The sequence below is a fragment of the Nitrospira lenta genome (assembly GCF_900403705.1).
GTDB classification, from domain to species: Bacteria; Nitrospirota; Nitrospiria; order Nitrospirales; family Nitrospiraceae; genus Nitrospira_D; species Nitrospira_D lenta.
In genome coordinates, this window is sequence record NZ_OUNR01000017.1 from 1 (window position 1) to 18,428 (window position 18,428).

20 protein-coding genes are annotated in these 18,428 nt (G+C 57.8%); 3 read left to right on the forward strand and 17 right to left on the reverse strand.

The features are described 5' to 3' along the window. Positions 1-643 (forward strand): hypothetical protein (locus tag NITLEN_RS11710; RefSeq protein ID WP_219999443.1); only part of this gene is annotated, 643 nt, incomplete at its 5' end. Here the strand turns inward: NITLEN_RS11710 and glgA are convergent. From glgA to NITLEN_RS11795, 17 genes are all read right to left on the reverse strand, one after another. After that, on the reverse strand, positions 640-2,151 hold the full coding sequence (gene glgA / locus NITLEN_RS11715) for a glycogen synthase GlgA (protein ID WP_121989808.1): 1,512 nt from the start codon (positions 2,149-2,151) through the stop codon (positions 640-642). The two genes, NITLEN_RS11710 and glgA, sit on opposite strands and share 4 nt — an antisense overlap. A 20-nt stretch (positions 2,152-2,171) precedes the next feature. Further along, entirely contained in the window at positions 2,172-2,594 is a 423-nt protein-coding gene (locus NITLEN_RS11720; RefSeq protein ID WP_121989809.1) for a hypothetical protein, read from the reverse strand. Between the two features lie 83 nt (positions 2,595-2,677). Beyond that, a complete protein-coding gene (locus NITLEN_RS11725) occupies positions 2,678-3,031 on the reverse strand; it encodes a gamma-butyrobetaine hydroxylase-like domain-containing protein (protein WP_121989810.1) in 354 nt (117 codons plus the stop codon). Positions 3,032-3,058: 27 nt separating this feature from the next. Beyond that, positions 3,059-3,817, reverse strand: a complete 759-nt coding sequence (recO, locus tag NITLEN_RS11730; RefSeq protein ID WP_121989811.1) for a DNA repair protein RecO — start codon at positions 3,815-3,817, stop codon at positions 3,059-3,061. A 55-nt stretch (positions 3,818-3,872) separates the two neighbouring features. Continuing rightward, positions 3,873-5,333: a magnesium transporter gene (gene mgtE / locus NITLEN_RS11735; RefSeq protein ID WP_245924447.1), complete on the reverse strand. Its 1,461-nt coding sequence runs from the start codon at positions 5,331-5,333 to the stop codon at positions 3,873-3,875. Between the two features lie 10 nt (positions 5,334-5,343). Continuing rightward, entirely contained in the window at positions 5,344-6,228 is an 885-nt protein-coding gene (gene era, locus NITLEN_RS11740) for a GTPase Era (protein ID WP_121989812.1), read from the reverse strand. Beyond that, complete coding sequence (locus NITLEN_RS11745; protein ID WP_121989813.1) at positions 6,225-6,584, reverse strand: FtsB family cell division protein; 360 nt, start codon at positions 6,582-6,584, stop codon at positions 6,225-6,227. Before NITLEN_RS11745 ends, era begins: the two co-directional genes overlap by 4 nt. A gap of 17 nt (positions 6,585-6,601) precedes the next feature. Beyond that, on the reverse strand, positions 6,602-7,888 hold the full coding sequence (gene eno / locus NITLEN_RS11750) for a phosphopyruvate hydratase (RefSeq protein WP_121989814.1): 1,287 nt from the start codon (positions 7,886-7,888) through the stop codon (positions 6,602-6,604). A 32-nt stretch (positions 7,889-7,920) separates the two neighbouring features. Then, positions 7,921-9,351: an Asp-tRNA(Asn)/Glu-tRNA(Gln) amidotransferase subunit GatB gene (gene gatB, locus NITLEN_RS11755; protein WP_121989815.1), complete on the reverse strand. Its 1,431-nt coding sequence runs from the start codon at positions 9,349-9,351 to the stop codon at positions 7,921-7,923. 2 nt (positions 9,352-9,353) lie between these two features. Further along, positions 9,354-9,671, reverse strand: coding sequence for a YtxH domain-containing protein (locus tag NITLEN_RS11760; protein ID WP_121989816.1), 318 nt, complete (start codon positions 9,669-9,671; stop codon positions 9,354-9,356). Next, positions 9,661-10,068 (reverse strand): DUF948 domain-containing protein, encoded by a 408-nt coding sequence (locus NITLEN_RS11765; protein ID WP_121989817.1) that lies wholly within the window; start codon positions 10,066-10,068, stop codon positions 9,661-9,663. Before NITLEN_RS11765 ends, NITLEN_RS11760 begins: the two co-directional genes overlap by 11 nt. Before the next feature lie 33 nt (positions 10,069-10,101). Continuing rightward, positions 10,102-11,568, reverse strand: a complete 1,467-nt coding sequence (gatA, locus tag NITLEN_RS11770; protein ID WP_121989818.1) for an Asp-tRNA(Asn)/Glu-tRNA(Gln) amidotransferase subunit GatA — start codon at positions 11,566-11,568, stop codon at positions 10,102-10,104. After that, positions 11,565-11,933, reverse strand: coding sequence for an aspartate 1-decarboxylase (gene panD / locus NITLEN_RS11775; RefSeq protein ID WP_121989819.1), 369 nt, complete (start codon positions 11,931-11,933; stop codon positions 11,565-11,567). The genes gatA and panD overlap by 4 nt, the downstream gene beginning before the upstream one ends. A 40-nt stretch (positions 11,934-11,973) precedes the next feature. Beyond that, on the reverse strand, positions 11,974-12,261 hold the full coding sequence (gene gatC / locus NITLEN_RS11780; protein ID WP_121990163.1) for an Asp-tRNA(Asn)/Glu-tRNA(Gln) amidotransferase subunit GatC: 288 nt from the start codon (positions 12,259-12,261) through the stop codon (positions 11,974-11,976). Between the two features lie 155 nt (positions 12,262-12,416). Continuing rightward, positions 12,417-14,246 (reverse strand): glutamine--fructose-6-phosphate transaminase (isomerizing), encoded by a 1,830-nt coding sequence (gene glmS, locus NITLEN_RS11785; RefSeq protein WP_121989820.1) that lies wholly within the window; start codon positions 14,244-14,246, stop codon positions 12,417-12,419. A 7-nt stretch (positions 14,247-14,253) separates the two neighbouring features. Then, the gene (gene glmU / locus NITLEN_RS11790) at positions 14,254-15,780 is read right to left on the reverse strand and encodes a bifunctional UDP-N-acetylglucosamine diphosphorylase/glucosamine-1-phosphate N-acetyltransferase GlmU (protein WP_121989821.1); all 1,527 of its coding nucleotides are present in this window, start codon (positions 15,778-15,780) and stop codon (positions 14,254-14,256) included. Positions 15,781-15,803: 23 nt separating this feature from the next. Then, positions 15,804-16,472: a DUF502 domain-containing protein gene (locus NITLEN_RS11795; RefSeq protein WP_121989822.1), complete on the reverse strand. Its 669-nt coding sequence runs from the start codon at positions 16,470-16,472 to the stop codon at positions 15,804-15,806. Positions 16,473-16,718: 246 nt separating this feature from the next. On the opposite strand from NITLEN_RS11795, the gene tmk reads away from it, so the two are divergent. Continuing rightward, positions 16,719-17,393 (forward strand): dTMP kinase, encoded by a 675-nt coding sequence (gene tmk / locus NITLEN_RS11800; protein ID WP_121989823.1) that lies wholly within the window; start codon positions 16,719-16,721, stop codon positions 17,391-17,393. A 2-nt stretch (positions 17,394-17,395) separates the two neighbouring features. Then, entirely contained in the window at positions 17,396-18,424 is a 1,029-nt protein-coding gene (gene holB, locus NITLEN_RS11805; RefSeq protein WP_181416826.1) for a DNA polymerase III subunit delta', read from the forward strand. Positions 18,425-18,428: the final 4 nt, after the last annotated feature.

Here is an 18,428-nt window from a genome sequence, read left to right on the forward strand (position 1 = left end):
ATCTTCACAACATTCAATCTGCACGCACCGAAACTTTCAGCAATATATTCAACTCGTTACGCTTTCGCGCCTCAGGTCTATTGATTGCACACTACCGCCTGTAGTTGATGCGTACAAATCTTTCATCAGGAGCATAGACTTGAAACAACCCCTCTCCAACCTGTCCATTAGCAGCCTGTTGTGCACGGCTCTAGTCATTTCGGGATGCCAGACCAGTACATCTCTTAAAACAACAGGCCTCGACAATCCCGGATTCATGAACCTTTGGGGAACATATACTCACTGCAAGTCCACCTCCGATCTAGATGAAACTCAACAGGCCATGGGAACACTCACCACTGCCGCCTTGGCTGGACAAGGACATGATGGCTTTGTGCTCCCGATGCCGCAACAGCTGGAACAATTCGTTACTACACCGGCAAACCGCCTTGCCGTAGACGTTCACGCGATGGCAGCGTCATGCTCGCTTCATGCCGGACAAGTTGCGTTCAGTTCTGGAAGAATAGACTTGGCTAGGGAAGCACTTGCTGGCGTGATTACACTTCACAAGGAAAATCAAGAACCAACCTACTACCTCGCACAAGCCCACAAGCTACTGGCTGAAATGGAAAATGGAGTTCAGATTTCTCTTCAAACCCACTAGGCTCTCTGCCCCCTTAGCGTTTCATACACTTCGATATAGCGCTTCGCTGAACATTCCCAAGAATAATCTGCCCTCATACCAGCTTGCTGAATGGACGCCCATACCGCACGATCCGCATAGACCTTCAGCGCGAGCAGCATTGTCGTCAAGAGAGAATCCGCTGAAACTCCTTCAAACTGAAAACCGGTTGCGTCTCCGGTCAATACCATCGATGGTCGGTATGGAATAACCGTATCTGCCAATCCTCCGGTCTTTCTCACAACAGGAACCGTACCGTACCGCAGGCTATAGAGCTGAGTCAGCCCGCAAGGCTCATACCGCGACGGCATAACCAGCATGTCCGCCCCGGCCTCAATTCGATGCGCCCGCCCTTCATCGAATTCCAGAGACACACCGATTTTCTTCGGGTACTGTTCCTTCAATGATTGAAACCGATCTTCAAGAATTCGATCTCCTGTACCCAGAATCACGATCTGAACATCTGCCGCCACCAACTCCGGGATAATCTCCGCCAGCAGATCAAACCCTTTCTGTGACGTCAGTCGCCCGATCACTCCAATGAGCGGCACATCGCGATTCGGCAAGCCCAGTTCGAGCTGAAGCGCCTTCTTGCAAACAACTTTGCCGGACAGGTCAGTCCGGGAATAGTTTGCCACAAGATAGCGATCCGTCTCGGGATCCCAGAAATCAGTATCAATACCATTGATAATTCCAGCCACGCCATCCCGACGACCTGCCAGCACGCCCTCCAAACCAAACCCACCATCAGGGCTCATGATTTCTTTTGCGTAGGTCGGACTCACGGTCGATACCTTGTCCGCAAAGAGAATTCCTCCCTTCAGCAGATTCACCGACCCGTAGAACTCCAATCCGGCAGGCGTAAAGAGATCTGCGGACAAACCCGTCTCAGAAAACTGAGGACCTGGAAAGATGCCTTGATAGCCGACATTGTGAAGGGTCAAAAGCGTTCTGATGTCACGAAGAATCGCCCTGTCACGCTCGGTGGTTTTCAGATAGACCGCTGCGAGCGCCGTCTGCCAATCGTGCAAATGCAAAACAGAGATCGGCTCACCGCGACGACTCCCAAGAAATGCTATGACTTCAACGATTGCACGGCTAAAAAAAGCAAATCGAGCAAGATTGTCGCTGAAATCACCCTCAGGGCCTTGATATAGCCCAGTCCGATCAAAATAGGGATCATAGCGAACCGCCACCACTCGAACCGATCGTCCGGCCGTCCCGACAGGAATCAGATCTTCCTCAAGCATCGCATCGACAAGCCCCTGGGCAGTCCTGATGCGAATCGTCCCCAGCTCTCGCAACGTTCGTCCATTCGCCTGAAAGTCGCGATAGCGTGGCACAATCAAGGTCACCGTATGCCCCAGCTTGGCAAGCTCCACCGGAAGCGCGCCGGCCACATCGGCGAGTCCGCCAGTCTTCACGTAAGGAACCGCTTCTGAAGCGGCCATGACAATGTTCAGTGGATCGATGTGGTGAGGTCTTGCCATGGTGTAACAATCCGATAATCCTAGCGGAGCGGCACACCTTCCAAGCTTGTCTTAAACCGATCTTCGAACTGCCACGTCTTCCCAAGCGCGTGTACTTTGTCGGCCTTCAACTCTTCCCGATACACAAGCCGATCATCAACAAATACCAACAGCCAGCCTTGTTCTGGATAGCCCAGAAACACCCCTTCCCCGGACTCAAAACTCGCTTCCCATCCCTCTGGCGCTTCGCCAATGGGCACCCGCGAACGCGGAATCATCGACTTATCCGGCATAACAAAAAACTGCGTGAACTCACTATGGTGATAGATCGGCTTGCCCCAAACATTCACGAACGCTTTGGGAGAAATCTGCTGGATGGTGAGCTGCTTACTTTCCACCAGGCGTTCCTGCTCGCCCAGCGGCGGCATGCTTTGGCAACCCGCCAACACGAGCAACAGTAGCACGCTCCCAACAACAGACAGAACCCCTCGAACTCTCCCCCCGCCTCGCTCAGGCTGTTCCATTACAATGGCCCCCTTTTCACCCGTCACAACAGCCGCCGACTCTTCTGTTCAATCGGCTTCACCGGCACACAGACATCACATTGGCACAACTGCCGCAGAAGCCCATAGGAATAAATGCCACTGTCATGCCCATCACTCCAGGAAAATTGCAGCGCATATCGCCCAACCGGTTGAATGTCCTGCGCCATCATAAACATCGGCACATCATCGGGCTTCAATCGGCGCACACCGGTCCACTCATCGACGCAGGCGGCGCAAGGACAATGCAGTCTCAGCACACGAACGGGATAGATCCCCTTGTGGCCGTCACTCCACTCGATGCCCAAGACGCCTTTTTCTAGCCATTGCATGTCGATAGGAACCAATGCCGCAGCCATAGCCTCTCCCTTCTCTCCCCTATACACTCAGACAGAAAACATCGACGCCAAGAAATCAACTGGCGGCAACCGGCGACCGGCGACAACCGTCACATAGCCCTCAATTGCCTGCTCGACTTCAGCTCGCACTTGGCCGGTTGCCGTCAGCCGTGTGACCAGCTCCGGATTCATCCGAATGGCCTGCTGCAGAAACGATAGGCTCCCGCGAGACATCACCACACACCGGACCAACTGTCGCGTCGCACAAGGAAGGCAGACAAACCCTCCGGCCAGCGGGGAAAACTGCGGATCCCCCGTCACACCGGCCTTTCCACAAGTTGCACAATAATCCGTCTGCGGACGAAATCCCGTCAGCCCCAGCAAGCGAATCTGAAACAGCAACGCCATCAAGACCGGATCTCGGCTCCCCTTCAGTGATCTTAACCCCTGACCTAAGGTTTCGAAAAGTCTGGCATCCGGATCGCCGTCCGGCGTGACCGCTCCCACCACATTGACCATCCTGGCCGCACAAGCCATCAACACCAACTCTTCCCGTAGCGGCTGAAAAGATTCGACTAGATCAACATGCGAAATCCGATAGAGCGAATCACCCGGCTTCTCGAATAGATCCAGATGACAACGGGTAAAGGGCTCAAGCGTGGCGCCAAAGTGGCTCTTAAATCGCCGGGCGCCGCGCGCCACACCACGGATTTTCCCAAACTCCTTCGAGTAGAAAGTCACAATCCGGTCGGCTTCACCCCACCGACGGCTTTTGAGGATAATCGCAGAGGTTTTTACGAGCGGCATCGCCCAAGCCCTTTTCGCACCGGCAATAACCCGGCTCCCCCCGCGGCGAGGCTGATCACCGTAGATGGTCTAAGAATAGCGTGGCCAATGAGAGATAGATCGTGATGCCCGTAATATCGTTGGCCGTCGTCACAAAGGGACCGGCCGCCACGGCAGGATCAACACCCATACGTTTCAACACGACCGGCATGATCGTCGCCATACTCGTCGAGACTAGGAATGCGATGACCAGCGACGTCCCGACCACCATGCCCAAAAAGGCCTGATGCCAGGCCCATCCGACCAAGGTCAGCATCACACCGCAGGCCAGGCCCATCAACAGCCCGACCTTGACCTCACGAAAAAATACCGTGCGCACGTCCGACAATTCGACCACCCCTGTGGCCAGTCCGCGAATGATTAGTGTGGACGACTGCAATCCCACATTGCCGCCCATCGCCGCAATGACCGGGATAAAGCTGACGATCGCCACCACCTCTTGCAGCGTCATCCGGAAGTACCAGAGGATCGCACCGGACAAGAGGCTGCCGACCAAATTGGTAAACAGCCACGGCAGCCGCAACTTCGCCGCACCAAAACTGGACGACTTTGAGACCGAGTCCTCCTCGATCGCGCCGGCCATTTTCAACATATCTTCCGTAGCCTCTTCACGGATGACGTCCACCACGTCATCGACCGTGATGATCCCCGCGAGTTTCCCGTCTTTCTCCACCACAGGGATCGCCAATAAGTTATAGCTGGCCACCTGGCGCGCCACTTCCTCCTGGTCCATATCGACCGCGACGCTCATCACGTCGCGCATCATGATGTTCTTCAGCGGCGTAGCCGGGGGAACCGTCAAGAGCTGGCGCAGCGAGAGGACTCCGACCAGGTGTTCATCCTTGTCGGTCACATAAATATAAAACACCATTTCGGCATCGGTGGCTTGCTGCAACCGTCGAATAGCCTCTTGCGCCGTCGCATCTTCCGGCAGCGAAAAGAACTCCGTGGTCATGATGCCGCCGGCCGTATCCTTGGGATACTTGAGAATATCGGCGACTTCCGTCGAGTCCTCCGTCTTCATCAGGGCCAGAATGTCTTTGCCCCGCTCTTCGGGGAGGAACCCCAGAATATAGGCGACGTCGTCGGGCCCCAGATCTTTCAAGAGCCAGGCGATATCGGAGTGCAGCAGGTCGGCCAAGACTTGCTGAATACTATCGCCGTTCAGCTCGCTCAAGACCTGCCCACGCTTGGCTTCGCCTCGAACCAGCTCAAACACCTCGCGCTTCTCTTTGGGGGAACTCAGGTGCGTGATGACTCTGGCGGCATCGGCTGGATGCATCCGGCCGAGCATCTTCGACAGATTCGTGATCGCCCCGCGTCGCAGCAGACGCTGCACGGAAAGCAAAATGATATCCGACTTCGTCTGCCCCCGCTCCGACTGATCCCGAAGCGCATCCCGCAACACGTCCCGTTCGGACGTCCGAAGGCGGGCGTCGGGCGATTGCGGATCGACTGGTTGTTCAGTAGGCAGCATAGCTGGATCCCTAGTAGCCGAGCTCCATGAGCGTACGTTCGTCTTCGCGCCAGTCTTCCCGAACCTTGACCCACACCTCTAGAAACACTTTCATGTCGAACACGCGCTCCATATCCTGCCGCGCCTGCGTGCTGATCAGTTTCAACCGTTCGCCATGCTTGCCGATGACGATCCCCTTCTGAGTGTTCCGCTCGACGAGAATCGTGGCCCGGATCCGCGTGATCTTACTTTCTTCGACAAACTCTTCGATTTCAACCGCCACGGAATAGGGCACTTCCTGCTCCGTCGCCGCGAGAATTTTCTCTCGAATCAATTCGGCCGCCAGCGTACGCATGGACTGGTCTGTGAGCATATCCTCGTTATACACCCCTTCGCCCTCGGGCAAATGGGCGACGGTCACCTCAAGCAGACGATCGATGTTGTCCCCGTCCTCCGCAGACACCGGTACAACCTCGGTCCAGGGAAACAGTCTTCCGTAGGCCTCCAGCACCGGCAGCAACTTGATCTTGTTCACCGCATCGACCTTCGTCACCACCAGAATGACCGGCCGAGGGTGTTTCACCATCGCCGTTTTCACATGGGTGATCGCGGCCAAATCGCCGGGCCCTGGCAAATGTAGGGACTCCATCAGCACATAGAGCAGATCGGCATCATCCAGCGCTTCCACCGTCGTCCGCACCATCCGCCGGTTCAGCAAGTGATCCGGCTTGTGCAACCCCGGCGTATCCAAAAACGCAATCTGCGCGCCCGGCACATGCGCCACACCGAGAATGCGCGTCCGAGTCGTCTGCGGCTTATTCGATACAATCGCGATTTTCTCTCCGAGCAATCGGTTCAACAATGTGGACTTCCCCACATTGGAGCGGCCGATGATCGCTACCGTCCCGAATTTCATGGGGCCTCCTGAAGCGATCGATCCTTCACCGGGTCGGGAGACAACTGATACACCGTTTCCCCCTTGCGCACATACCCCAATCGTTCGCGAGCTAATTGTTCGATCTTGGCAGGATCATGTTGCAACCGGGTAATTTCTCCGCGCAACCCGCCGTTGTCCCGTCGCAACGCGAGCAGATCTCGGTCAAGTTGAGCGACCTGCTCACGCATCGCCAGATACCGAGGCAGCCCCATGTTGCCAAAGCAAAAGGCGATCAAGAGCCAGACGCAGGCCCCGGCACCAGCCACCTGGGCCACAGTGCCCATGCGGCGCTGCCAATCCAGCCACACCCGCCCACGATTTTGCTTAATGATCATGCAATCCCAACGACTTTTTACACGCGACCGGGTACTGCATCCCGGCCGAGATACACCGCTGCGCTTCCCAGCTCTTCCTCGATGCGCAACAGCTGGTTGTATTTTGCAATCCGGTCGGTCCGCGACAACGAGCCGGTCTTGATCAAGCCCGTGTTCATCGCCACCGCCACATCCGCAATCGTTGTATCTTCGGTTTCACCGGATCGGTGCGAAATGATCGCCGTATAGCCGGACCGTTTTGCCAACTCAATCGCATCCAGCGTCTCGGTCAACGTCCCGATCTGATTCAACTTGATCAGAATCGAGTTGCCGATGCCTTCTTTGATTCCTTTGGCAAAGATTTCCACGTTGGTCACGAAAATATCATCGCCGACCAGCTGGACCCGCTTGCCCAGCTTCTCCGTGAGCATCTTCCAGCCCTTCCAATCCAACTCGCTCAACCCGTCTTCAATCGAGAGAATCGGATACCGGTCCAGCAACTTGCCGTAATAGGACACCATCTCTTCAGACGACCGCTCCGGGTTCTTTTCTGCCTCAAGAATGTAGCGGCCCTTGTGATAGAGTTCGCTCGCCGCGCAATCCAACGCCAACGCGATATCCCGGCCGGTTTTGTAGCCGGCATCTTCAATCGCTTGCGAAATAAGACTGAGCGCCTCTTCATTCGATTGCAGATCCGGCGCAAATCCACCTTCATCGCCGACCGCCGTATTGAGCCCCTTCTTCTTCAACAGGGCTTTGAGCGTGTGAAACACTTCCGTCGCCATGCGGAGCGCGTCACTGAACGTCTTGGCTCCCACCGGCATAATCATAAACTCTTGGAGGTCTAGCCGGTTGTCGGCATGCGCACCGCCGTTAATGATATTCATCAATGGCACCGGCAAAACCCGCGCATTCGTGCCGCCGAGATAGCGATAGAGCGGCTGCCCGGTTTCATTCGCCGCCGCCTTCGCCACAGCCAGCGAGACACCGAGAATCGCATTAGCCCCCAGCTTGCCTTTGGTCTTTGTCCCATCCAGCGCGATCATGGCGTGGTCGATGTTGGCCTGATCAAGCGCCTCACAGCCGAGCAGTTCCGGCGCGATCACTTTCGTGATATTGGCCACCGCCTTGGAGACTCCCTTGCCCATCCAACGCTTCTTATCACCATCCCGCAGCTCGATCGCTTCCTTCTCGCCGGTGGAGGCGCCCGACGGCACCGCTGCCCGTCCGATCGCGCCGCTCTCCAGCATCACTTCCGCTTCCACCGTGGGGTTGCCACGGGAATCGACAATCTGCCTGCCCTTAATCTCTCTGATCGCGCTCATATGTCTCTACGCTCCTCGGTTAGTCTCACGTCCTAACTGCTGAACTTCTTCTTCAACAATTCGTTCACCTTGCCCGGATTCGCTTTGCCTCCGCTGGCCTTCATCACCTGCCCGACCAGGAAACCCAGCACTTGCTGCTTCCCTTCCTTGAGCTGTGCCACCTGAGTCGGATTGTTCGTCAGCACTTCGTCGATGATCTTGTCGAGCGCACCCTCATCGGAGACTTGCGTCAGTCCCTTTTCTTGGACGATCTGCTCCGGCGTCTTTCCGCTGCTATAGAGTTCAGGGAAAATCTCGCGGGCCACTTTCAAACTGATCGTGCCTTTCTCGACCAGTTGCAACAGATCGACCAACCGCTCAGGCGTCACCGGTGATGCCGTGATATCGATCCCCGAGAGGTTCAACTCCCTCGTCAACTCACCCATCACCCAATTACTGATGGTCTTGGGTTGATTGAACAGTTTCACGCAGGCTTCAAAGTAATCCGCGATGCCCTTGGAGACGGTCAGGATGCCCGCATCATACTCAGGCAATCCATAGTCACGCACCAATCGACTGACTCGGGCGGCCGGGAGCTCGGGCACGCTGCCGCGGAATCCCTCAATCCATTCCGTATCGAGTTTCAACGGCACCAGATCCGGGTCGGGGAAATACCGATAGTCATGCGCTTCTTCTTTCGACCGCATGACCGCCGTCTCACCGCGATCAAGATTCCAGAGGCGTGTTTCCTGATAAATCTTCCCGCCCTCGCTCAATACCTTGGTCTGCCGCTTGATCTCGTATTCGATTGCATCCTTCACAAATTTGAAGGAGTTGATGTTCTTCAGCTCGACCTTCGTCCCGAATTCCTTCTGACCCAGCGGACGAAGCGACAGATTCGGCTCGCAGCGGAAGCTGCCTTCATCCATGTTGCCGTCGCACACATCGAGATACATCAGAATGTCGCGCAAGCCCTTCAAGTAGGCGACGACTTCGTCGGCCGACCGCATATCCGGCTCCGTCACGATTTCCAGCAGCGGCGTCCCCGCACGATTCAGATCGACCCGGCTGCCGCTGGTGCCGGTCTCGTGCACGTTCTTTCCGGCGTCTTCCTCCAGGTGGGCCCGCCGGATCTTCACGCGCTTCTTGCCGTCGCCGACCGCGATCTCGATCCAGCCATGCTCGCAAATCGGCGACTCGTACTGGGAGATTTGATAGCCCTTGGGAAGATCAGGGTAGAAATAGTTTTTCCGGTCGAATTGATTGTTCGTGCCAATCGTGCAATTCAGCGCCAGCCCAGCCCGCACGGCCATTTCCACGGCGGCGCGATTGATGACCGGCAAGGTGCCCGGCAGGCCCAAACAGACCGGGCACGTCTGGCTGTTCGGCGAGCGCCCGAAGGTCGTTCCACACCCGCAGAACATTTTCGTCTTCGTGCGCAACTGTGCATGGACCTCGACCCCAATCACAACTTCGTAGATCATCCTCAGCCCTGTTCCTCTCCACGCAGGCGATCACGCTCATGCTTCATCGCTTCACGACCAGCTTCAAAGGCCTCTCGCAGCACCGATTTTTTCGCGTCGACGAATTCCTTCCCCTGACCGACCACTTCTTCAAACGACTCACTGGCCCGGCCGGCCAGATCCCGCAGATTGTCTTCAGCCCGCCGCGCGTAACCCCGAAGCTGCTCGCGGGACTCACGCCCCGACTGCGGCGCCAACAGTAAGGCCGCCACGGCACCCAAGGCCGCACCACTCAGAAACGCCAAGAATACGCCCGCAGAAGATCCTCGTTCATCCGCCATTGTGATGTTCTCCTTCGTGTTTCATTCGTTCACGCACCACCTGCGTCGCCGCCTTAAACCCCGCCACCACACTCGCCACATTTGAGAGCAACGCCCCGCTCGACCCACGCACCACGTTATGGACCTGCTGCACTGATTCGCCGACTTCGCCCACGGCATGCAGCAACACCGCCGCATGCTCCACACCGCCACGGGCCTGATCGGCCAGGTCGTTCAAGCTCTGACTCATGCTGCGCAAGTCGGCGACAAGGGGCGGCATATCCGCATTCATTTTGGCCAATAGTTGCTCAGACTCCGCCGCCGTCTTCCGAAGCTGAATCAACACCGGAACGAGATAGCCCACCAGCACCACAAACGCCACCGCCATCAGAATGGCCGAAATCTCCACAATGGTCATAATCCCCTCCCGTTCCCGCTCACGCCTGGCACTTCATCGAATGGCTGGCTTCTTGGCACGCCATTGCGTCGCCTGTTCATAGGCATGGGCGGCTCTCAACAGGGTGTCTTCTTGAAACGCCCGCCCAATGAGTTGCAAACCGATCGGCAGTCCAGCCTTGCTGAATCCGCAGGGCAATGCAATGGCCGGCAAACCGGCTAGATTGACGGAGATTGTGAAAATATCTGAGAGATACATCTGCAAGGGATCTTCGCTTTTTTCGCCCAGCGTAAAGGCCGGCGTGGGCGTCACGGGCGTCACAATCAGATCGACCTCTTTGAAGGCCGCATCAAAATCTTGCCGGATCAACGTCCGTACCGCCTGCGCTTTCCCGTAGTACGCATCGTAGTAGCCGGAGCTCAGCGCATAGGTGCCCAGCATGATCCGGCGCTTGACCTCCGGGCCGAACCCCTCCTGGCGGGTCTTGGTATAGAGATCCAGCAGATCTTTCGTGTCCTTCGAACGCAGACCGAACTTCACCCCGTCGAAGCGGGCCAGATTCGAGCTCGCCTCCGCCGTGGCAATGACGTAATACACCGCCACCGCCGCATCGGTGCGCGGCAGCTGAATCTCTTTGATCTCCCCGCCGAGACTCTTCAATTCCTCAATCGCCGCACGGACGGCCTGTTCGACTTCCGGATCGAGTCCTTCCGCAAAGAACTCCGTCGGGATCCCGACCTTCAGCTTCTTCAGGTCTTTTTTCTTGAGCGCCTTCGTATAGTCGGGCACCGGCACATCGGCCGACGTTGAGTCCATCGGATCGTGCCCGGCAATGACACCCAAAAGAAAGGCGGCATCCGCCACATCCTTCGTGATGGGCCCGATCTGATCGAGCGACGACGCAAAGGCGATCAGCCCGTAGCGCGACACCCGTCCATAGGTCGGCTTCAAACCGACCACACCGCAGAACGCCGCCGGCTGGCGAATCGATCCGCCGGTATCCGACCCCAGCGCCGCCGCGCACTCATCCGCCGCCACCGCCGCTGCCGACCCGCCGCTCGACCCGCCCGGCACACATTGTAGATTCCAGGGGTTCCGGCTGGGGCCGAAGGCCGAATTTTCCGTGGAAGAGCCCATCGCAAACTCATCGAGATTGGTCTTCCCCAACAGGAGATACCCCTGTGCCCGCAACTTCGCGATCACGGTGGCATCATAGGGCGGCACAAAGTTCTGGAGCATCCGCGAACTGCACGTGGTCGTAACACCCTCGGTGCAGAGGTTGTCCTTGATCGCCAGGGGCATGCCCATCATCGGCTGCGTTTTCCGCCAACCCTTCAGCGAATCATCCAGCGCGGCTGCATCCACCATCGCCTGCTCTTTCTGCGTCGTCACGTAGGCCTTCACCTTCGGCTCAACCTGCCCGATACGCAGGAAATAGGCGCGCACGATTTCCTTGGCCGTGACTTCGCCGGCCGTAAACTTCCGCTGCAATTCGCAGAGTGTCAGCTTGTGCAGACTCATGGGCGTTTCGCCGCCGCCTCGACGATGCGGTTCTTGTTATCCACGCGCACAATCTTGGGCGCGTGCCGTTTGATCTCTTCTTCGCTGTAGTACTCGTAACAGAAGATGATGATTTGATCGCCCGTGGCCCCCTTCCGCGCCGTCGGCCCGTTCAAGATGATTTCTCCGCCGCCCCGCTTTCCGGTGATCGCGTAGGTCATGAACCGTTCGCCGTTATTCAGGTTCGAACAGACGACGGCTTCATACGGAAGAATGCCGGCCGCCTCGAGCAGCTCCTCATCGACCGTCAAACTCCCTTCGTACTCCAGGTGTGCGCCGGTCACGGTCGCACGGTGAATTTTTGATCGCAGCATCTGTCGAAACATGAGACTCCTTTATGGCTGGCCCCCTGCCAAGGCGGGGATCTTAATCAATAATCTTCGGCACGCAGAATCCGTCTGCTTCACGCTCCGGAGCATTGGCGAGCGCTTGCTCGACCGACAACGACGGCCGCACCACATCATCGCGAAATACATTGACCTGGCCCAACACCGTCGCCGTCGGCTGAACCCCGTCCGTATTGTATGTCTTGAGCGTCTCGACATGCGTCAGAATCTGGCTCAACTGCTTGGTAAACACAACCACCTCACTCTCCGTCACCTGCAGCCGCGCCAGCTTCGCCACCTTCTCAACTTCCTGCTTGGTAATCTCCACTGTTTTCTTTCCTTCCTCTTTATCTCTCAGAGGATGTTCAAAATGGTCTTCCAGCAAGGCCGCAGGGAGGCCGTCAACCGAGGCGTACCCTCCGGGGTACGTCGCAGGGAGACGGACAACCGAGAACGCCGCTGGAAGCCATTTTCAACATCCGATCACTCCACCGTCACGCTCTTAGCGAGATTCCGTGGCTGATCCACATCCGCCCCGCGTAACACGGCAATATGGTACGCCAACAACTGCAACGGGATCGTGAACAGGATAGGCGAGAGCAACGGATGTGTGTCCGGAATCGTAAACACCGCATCCGCGATCTTCCCAAGCTCGCGCTCGCCTTCAGCCACAAACGCGATCACCGGCGCATGCCGCGCCTTCACTTCCATCAAATTGCTCACCGTCTTTTCATACAGGCGATCGCGCGGCGCCAGCACCACCACCGGCATGTCCTTGTCGATCAGCGCAATCGGTCCGTGCTTCATTTCGCCGGCCGGGTACCCTTCGGCATGGATATAGGAAATCTCTTTCAACTTGAGAGAGCCTTCCAGCGCGATGGGATAGTTAATCCCGCGCCCCAGGAACAGAAAGTTTCGCTTCTTGTAGTAGCGTTTCGCAATGGCGACCACTTCAGCTTCCCGGACCAGCACCCGCTCAACGAGAGAAGGCAACTGCACTAACCGATCCAGCCAGGCCTTGCCGTCAGCCACATTCATCACCTTGCGCACGCGCGCCAGATGGAGCGACAACAGATACAGCGCCGTCAGCTGTGCGGTAAAGGCCTTGGTCGAGGCCACCCCGATCTCCGGCCCGCAATGGGTATAGAGCACGCCGTCCGACTCCCGCGCCAGCGTGCTGCCGACCACGTTCACGATGGACACCACGCGCGCGCCCTTCTCCTTCGCTTCCCGCGCCGCCGCCAGCGTATCGGCCGTTTCTCCCGATTGGGAAATCGTAATGAACAGGTCGTTCTTCCCGACCAGCGGATCGCGATAGCGGAATTCGCTCCCGATATCGACTTGCACCGGCGTCCGCACCATCTCCTCGAAAAGATACTTGCCGACCAACCCAGCATGCCAGGACGTTCCGCAGGCCACGATCCAGATCCGTTCCACCGCTGCGAACTCCTTAGGCGTGAGGCCGATGTCCGGTAAATCGGCTTCTCCGGTTTCGTAGGAGTACCGCCCGCGCATGGTATCGAGAATGGTCTGGGGCTGCTCGTGAATCTCTTTCAGCATGAAATGCGGATACCCGCTTTTCTCCACGGCTGAGGCATCCCACGTAATTTTCGTCACCTTCCGGGAGACCGGCTGCCCATCCGCATTCGTCAAATGCATCTCGTGCTGGGTCACCACCGCAACGTCGCCCTCTTCAAGGTAGGTCACATCCCGCGTGTGCGCCAGCATGGCCATCACGTCAGACGCGACAAACGACGCCTGCTTCGTTCGACCGACCACCAACGGACAGCCGGACCGCGCGGCAACTAAGGTCCCCGGCTCCTTCTCAGAAATCACCGCCAAGGCATAGCTCCCGCGCACATCCCTCGTCGCCGACCGAACGGCATCCGCCAATCCCTGCCCTGCCTGAAGATACTTGTCGATCAAATGCGCCACGACCTCGGTATCGGTCTCCGAGTGAAACTTGTAGCCCTCTTTTTCCAACTGCTGCTTCAGCGGCTGATAATTTTCGATGATGCCGTTGTGCACGAGCACACAGCCCTTCGAACGATGCGGATGGGCATTCTGCTCGGACGGCTTGCCGTGCGTGGCCCAGCGGGTGTGCCCGATACCCACCATGCCGCTCAGCTCTTTTTCTTGCAGCGACTTTTGGAGATTCACCAGCTTACCGACGCTACGCCGTACGGTAATTTTCTGCCCCTGCTGAATGGCCACGCCCGCGGAGTCGTATCCGCGATACTCTAACTTGGCTAACCCGCCGATCAGAATCGGAACCGCCTCTTGATGTCCCACATATCCGACAATTCCACACATGGATCATCTACCTCCGCTTCTTCTTGGTGGACACTTTGCTTGCCGCCGTTCGCTTACCGGCCGGCTTCACCGGAACCTGCTGCTCAGTCGCCAACAACGCACGCCGCCTGGCGGCCCATCCGGCCCGATTGACCTGCTCCACGCGGGCGATCGCTAACGCATCCGCCGGCACATCCTGCGTGACCGTCGTTCCAGCGGCAATGACCGCACCGGCTCCCACCGTCACCGGCGCGATCAGCTGCGTATCACTCCCCAAGAACACATGATCGCCCACAACCGTCTGATACTTATGCACTCCGTCATAGTTGCATGTAATCGTCCCAGCGCCGATATTCACACCCTTGCCGATCGTGGCATCTCCAAGATAGCTCAGATGGTTGGCCTTGGCTCCTTCGCCCAGATCCGTCTTCTTCATCTCGACAAAGTTGCCGACCTTCGCCTTCTTGCGCACCCGCACGCCGGGACGCAAATGCACGAACGGACCCAGCGTGGCCTGCTCGTCGATCTGCGAGTCGGCGAAGACGCAATGATCCAGAATCGTCACCTGGGCCCCGACCGCACAATTCGTGAGCCGCGTGAAGGAACGGATTTCACAGCCCTCGCCGATCACCGTCTTCCCTTCCAGGGTCACGTTCGGATACAACGTCGTATCTTTCCCAATCACGGCCTCAGCGTCGATCCATGTGGAGGCCGGGTCGATCATCGTCACGCCGGCTTCCATCCACCGCCGCCGAATCTGCTGGCGAATCACCTGCTCAGCCTCCGCCAGCTGCAACCTGGTATTGACTCCCAACCCTTCATCCGGATTCGTCAACGGCAGCGCCGCGACCCGATGCCCCTGCGTTACCGCCATATCGACAATGTCCGTCAGGTAGTACTCGCCCTGCGCATTGTGCGGCTGCACCTTATCCAGCGCCGCAAAGAGAAAGGGCCCGTCAACGACATAGGTGCCGACATTGATTTCACGAATCGCTCGTTCCTCCGGAGACGCATCGCGATCTTCGACGATTTTCACTACGTCGGCGGAGGCATGGACAGCACCGGATGCCCCCTTCTCCGTCCGGCGGACCACCCGGCCATAGCCTCCGGGATTATCCAGAATCGCCGTCAAAAGAGTAACCGCCGCACCGGCAGTCCGATGCGTCTGCAACAACGCACGCACGGTCGCTTCCTGCAACAACGGGGTATCGCCGTTGAGGATCAGGTAGACCGCAGGCGCTGAGCCCCTGCCGGACAAAAATACGGAGCGCGTTTGCAACACCGCATGCCCCGTCCCCAATTGCTGCACTTGCTCAACGATGTGTACCGCCGCGCCGCCCGACTCCTCCGCGAGCGCAGACTCCAGCACCGCGCGTACCTGTGCAGCCTGATGTCCCACGACGACGGCGACCGAATGCCCGGCAACCGCGCGAGCGACATCGAGCGCATATCGGATCATCGGACGTCCGACGATCTGATGCAGCACTTTGGCCTGCTCCGATCGCATACGTGTGCCACGCCCAGCCGCCATCACCACGACACCCAACCCATCCATGGTCATCTCCTGCTCATGCGGTATCATCCGATGGTCACCCCCGCATCCGGTTGCTTTACCCCGCTCCACTTTGTATCCGCGTTCAACACCGAAGCCATCGAGGTAGTCGGCGTATAGAGCCCGCCTGAGACGATGAGCTTCATCGCTTCCTCGACCGAAATATCCACCGACATGACTTCACGTTCCGGGACCAACAGAAAATACCCGGACGTGGGATTCGGCGAGGTCGGCACATACACATGAATCAATGGTTCCTGCGCCAACGCAGCCGTCTCGGATTTGGTGACCCCCGTGACAAAGGCAAAACAATAATGGCCGTTCTTGGGAAACTGAATGAGCACCACTCGATGATAGGAGCCTCGATCAGAAAACGAGAGAATATCCATCATCGATTTCAGTGTCGAATAAATCCCGCGAACCAGCGGCAGACGATTCAGCCAATCTTCCCAAGTCCGCACAATCTGCCGGCCGATAAAATTCGCGGCAAACAGCCCGACGGAAAAGATCAGCACAATGAGTGCCACAATCCCCAAGCCCGGCACGTAGTATTCCGGCACCCAACTGGCCACCGCTTCACCCAAGATGCCATCCACCGTGACAAAGAGGGCTTTCAAAATAAGAATCGTGCCCCAAATCGGGGTGATGACGAGCAGACCCGTCAGAAAGTATCGTTTCAATAAGGTTTTCAGCATGCGACCAGGTCTTGAATGGGAGCCCTATAATGTGGTGGATCATCATACAGAGATTCCCTCAGTGCCGCAATCCATTTAGGGCTATTTTCAATGGGTTACACGAAAAAGATACTGGCAATAACAAGATGAAATTGTCTCGACTCGATCCGGATCAAACCGCACGCTGGCCGACCCGGCCATTCTTGCTATTCAATGAGCGTGGCATTACGATCGCGGTGAATTCTGAACCAGTAACAGGAGCCACTTTTGGCAAGACAACGCAGTCACACAGCCGGCATCTTCATCACGCTGGAAGGCACCGAGGGCAGCGGAAAGTCGACTCAAGCCGCTCGCCTGGCGCAGGCGCTTCGAGCCGAAGGCCATGCCGTACTCCTCACACGAGAGCCGGGCGGCACGCCGGCAGCCGAGCAGCTCCGCGCGGTGCTGCTCAAAAATAATTCAGAATCGCTGGCCGCAGAAACGGAAGCCTTCGTCATCCTCGCCGCGCGCCGCCAGCACGTTGACCATGTAATCGCGCCGGCCCTGCAGCAGGGAGCAATCGTGATCTGCGACAGGTTTGTCGATTCCACCCTGGCCTATCAAGGCTACGCGCGAGGGCTGAACCTGAAAACCTTGCGGACGATGAACCGCTGGGCTACCGGAGACCTCGCACCGGATCTCACCCTCCTCTTCGATCTTCCCGTGACCACAGGCCTGCGCCGGCGACAACGCGACACCGCAGGACAGAACCGTCTGGATCGGGAAACCAAACGCTTTCACGAAAACGTGCGCGCCGGGTTTTTACAACTTGCGCGCAAAGAACCCCGGCGTATCAAGCCAGTCAACGCAGCGAGACTCCCCGACAGAATTGCGAACGACGTGCGCACGCTCGTGTTCGAATGGCTGGAGAAACGCCTACCCCAAGCGGGCCAAAGAAAGTAACCATGCCCTTTCGAGACATCACCGGCCACGAACATCCGATCGCGGTCCTGCAAGCCGCCGTCGCGCACGGCCGGCTGGGCCACGCCTATCTCTTCCACGGCGAAAACGCGATCGGGAAACGCCTGACGGCGATCCATCTCGTCCAGGCCCTGAACTGCGAGCAACCGCCGTCACCGGGTGTACTGGACAGCTGTGGCGCCTGCCGTGCCTGCCTGCAAATCGTCGCGCGGACACACCCGGATTTCATCTCGATCGACCCTGACCGTGAGTTGGCTAACCCCGCCATCAAGATCGAGCAGGTCAGAGAAATCGAACAGCAATTCGTCTATCGCCCGCTCATGGGCGAACGGAAGATCTGCCTGATCGACGAGGCCGACCGTATGACCATCGGCGCAGCCAATGCGCTGCTCAAAACGCTGGAGGAGCCACCGGGTCACGCGCTCTTTCTCTTGATCACCAGCAGACCCAACGCGCTCCCGATTACCATCCGCTCACGCTGCCAGCAACTCCGCTTCTCCACACCGGCGCGCACACAAGTCGAAGCCGCCGTGATCCTCACGCGGGAACTTCCGCCGGCCGATGCGCGACTCCTCGCGCTCGTCACAGAAGGCCGCATCGGCGAAGCTCTCACACAAGACGTTGCCGCATTGCGCGAATGGCAAAAGGACTGTCTGGCCATCGTCGCTCCCACTACACTCCGGTCGATCAGCGCGATCCTGACCCTGTCAGAAAGCCTCGCAAAATCCGATCGAGGCATTGAGACACTCACGTGGCTCAGCCGCTGGGTCCGTGACCTATTGTTCGTCCATGTCGGCGGCGACCAAGATCAGATTCTCCACCTCGAACAGATCGACCAGCTCCAGGAATATGCCCGCACCACCGATCTCACCTTGCTCCTCGAGCTGGTTAAAGAGATCGAACGCACGCAGCAGAACGCCACGCGCAATTTGAATCTCCACATGGCCCTGGAATCCTGCCTGCTCAAACTTCGTGAGGCCCTCGGCCTTGCGCCAGCAGGAACGCCCGCCTAGAAAT

Coding starts and splice junctions, on each gene's coding strand:
- recO (WP_121989811.1), bottom strand. CDS start 3,817: ATGCCGCTCGTAAAAACCTCTGCGATTATCCTCAAAAGCCGTCGGTGG.
- gatA (WP_121989818.1), bottom strand. CDS start 11,568: ATGAGTCTGCACAAGCTGACACTCTGCGAATTGCAGCGGAAGTTTACG.
- glgA (WP_121989808.1), bottom strand. CDS start 2,151: ATGGCAAGACCTCACCACATCGATCCACTGAACATTGTCATGGCCGCT.
- glmU (WP_121989821.1), bottom strand. CDS start 15,780: ATGGATGGGTTGGGTGTCGTGGTGATGGCGGCTGGGCGTGGCACACGT.
- mgtE (WP_245924447.1), bottom strand. CDS start 5,333: ATGCTGCCTACTGAACAACCAGTCGATCCGCAATCGCCCGACGCCCGC.
- era (WP_121989812.1), bottom strand. CDS start 6,228: ATGAAATTCGGGACGGTAGCGATCATCGGCCGCTCCAATGTGGGGAAG.
- NITLEN_RS11725 (WP_121989810.1), bottom strand. CDS start 3,031: ATGGCTGCGGCATTGGTTCCTATCGACATGCAATGGCTAGAAAAAGGC.
- NITLEN_RS11765 (WP_121989817.1), bottom strand. CDS start 10,068: ATGACCATTGTGGAGATTTCGGCCATTCTGATGGCGGTGGCGTTTGTG.
- holB (WP_181416826.1), top strand. CDS start 17,396: ATGCCCTTTCGAGACATCACCGGCCACGAACATCCGATCGCGGTCCTG.
- panD (WP_121989819.1), bottom strand. CDS start 11,933: ATGTTTCGACAGATGCTGCGATCAAAAATTCACCGTGCGACCGTGACC.
- gatB (WP_121989815.1), bottom strand. CDS start 9,351: ATGATCTACGAAGTTGTGATTGGGGTCGAGGTCCATGCACAGTTGCGC.
- glmS (WP_121989820.1), bottom strand. CDS start 14,246: ATGTGTGGAATTGTCGGATATGTGGGACATCAAGAGGCGGTTCCGATT.
- NITLEN_RS11745 (WP_121989813.1), bottom strand. CDS start 6,584: ATGATCATTAAGCAAAATCGTGGGCGGGTGTGGCTGGATTGGCAGCGC.
- NITLEN_RS11760 (WP_121989816.1), bottom strand. CDS start 9,671: ATGGCGGATGAACGAGGATCTTCTGCGGGCGTATTCTTGGCGTTTCTG.
- eno (WP_121989814.1), bottom strand. CDS start 7,888: ATGAGCGCGATCAGAGAGATTAAGGGCAGGCAGATTGTCGATTCCCGT.
- NITLEN_RS11795 (WP_121989822.1), bottom strand. CDS start 16,472: ATGCTGAAAACCTTATTGAAACGATACTTTCTGACGGGTCTGCTCGTC.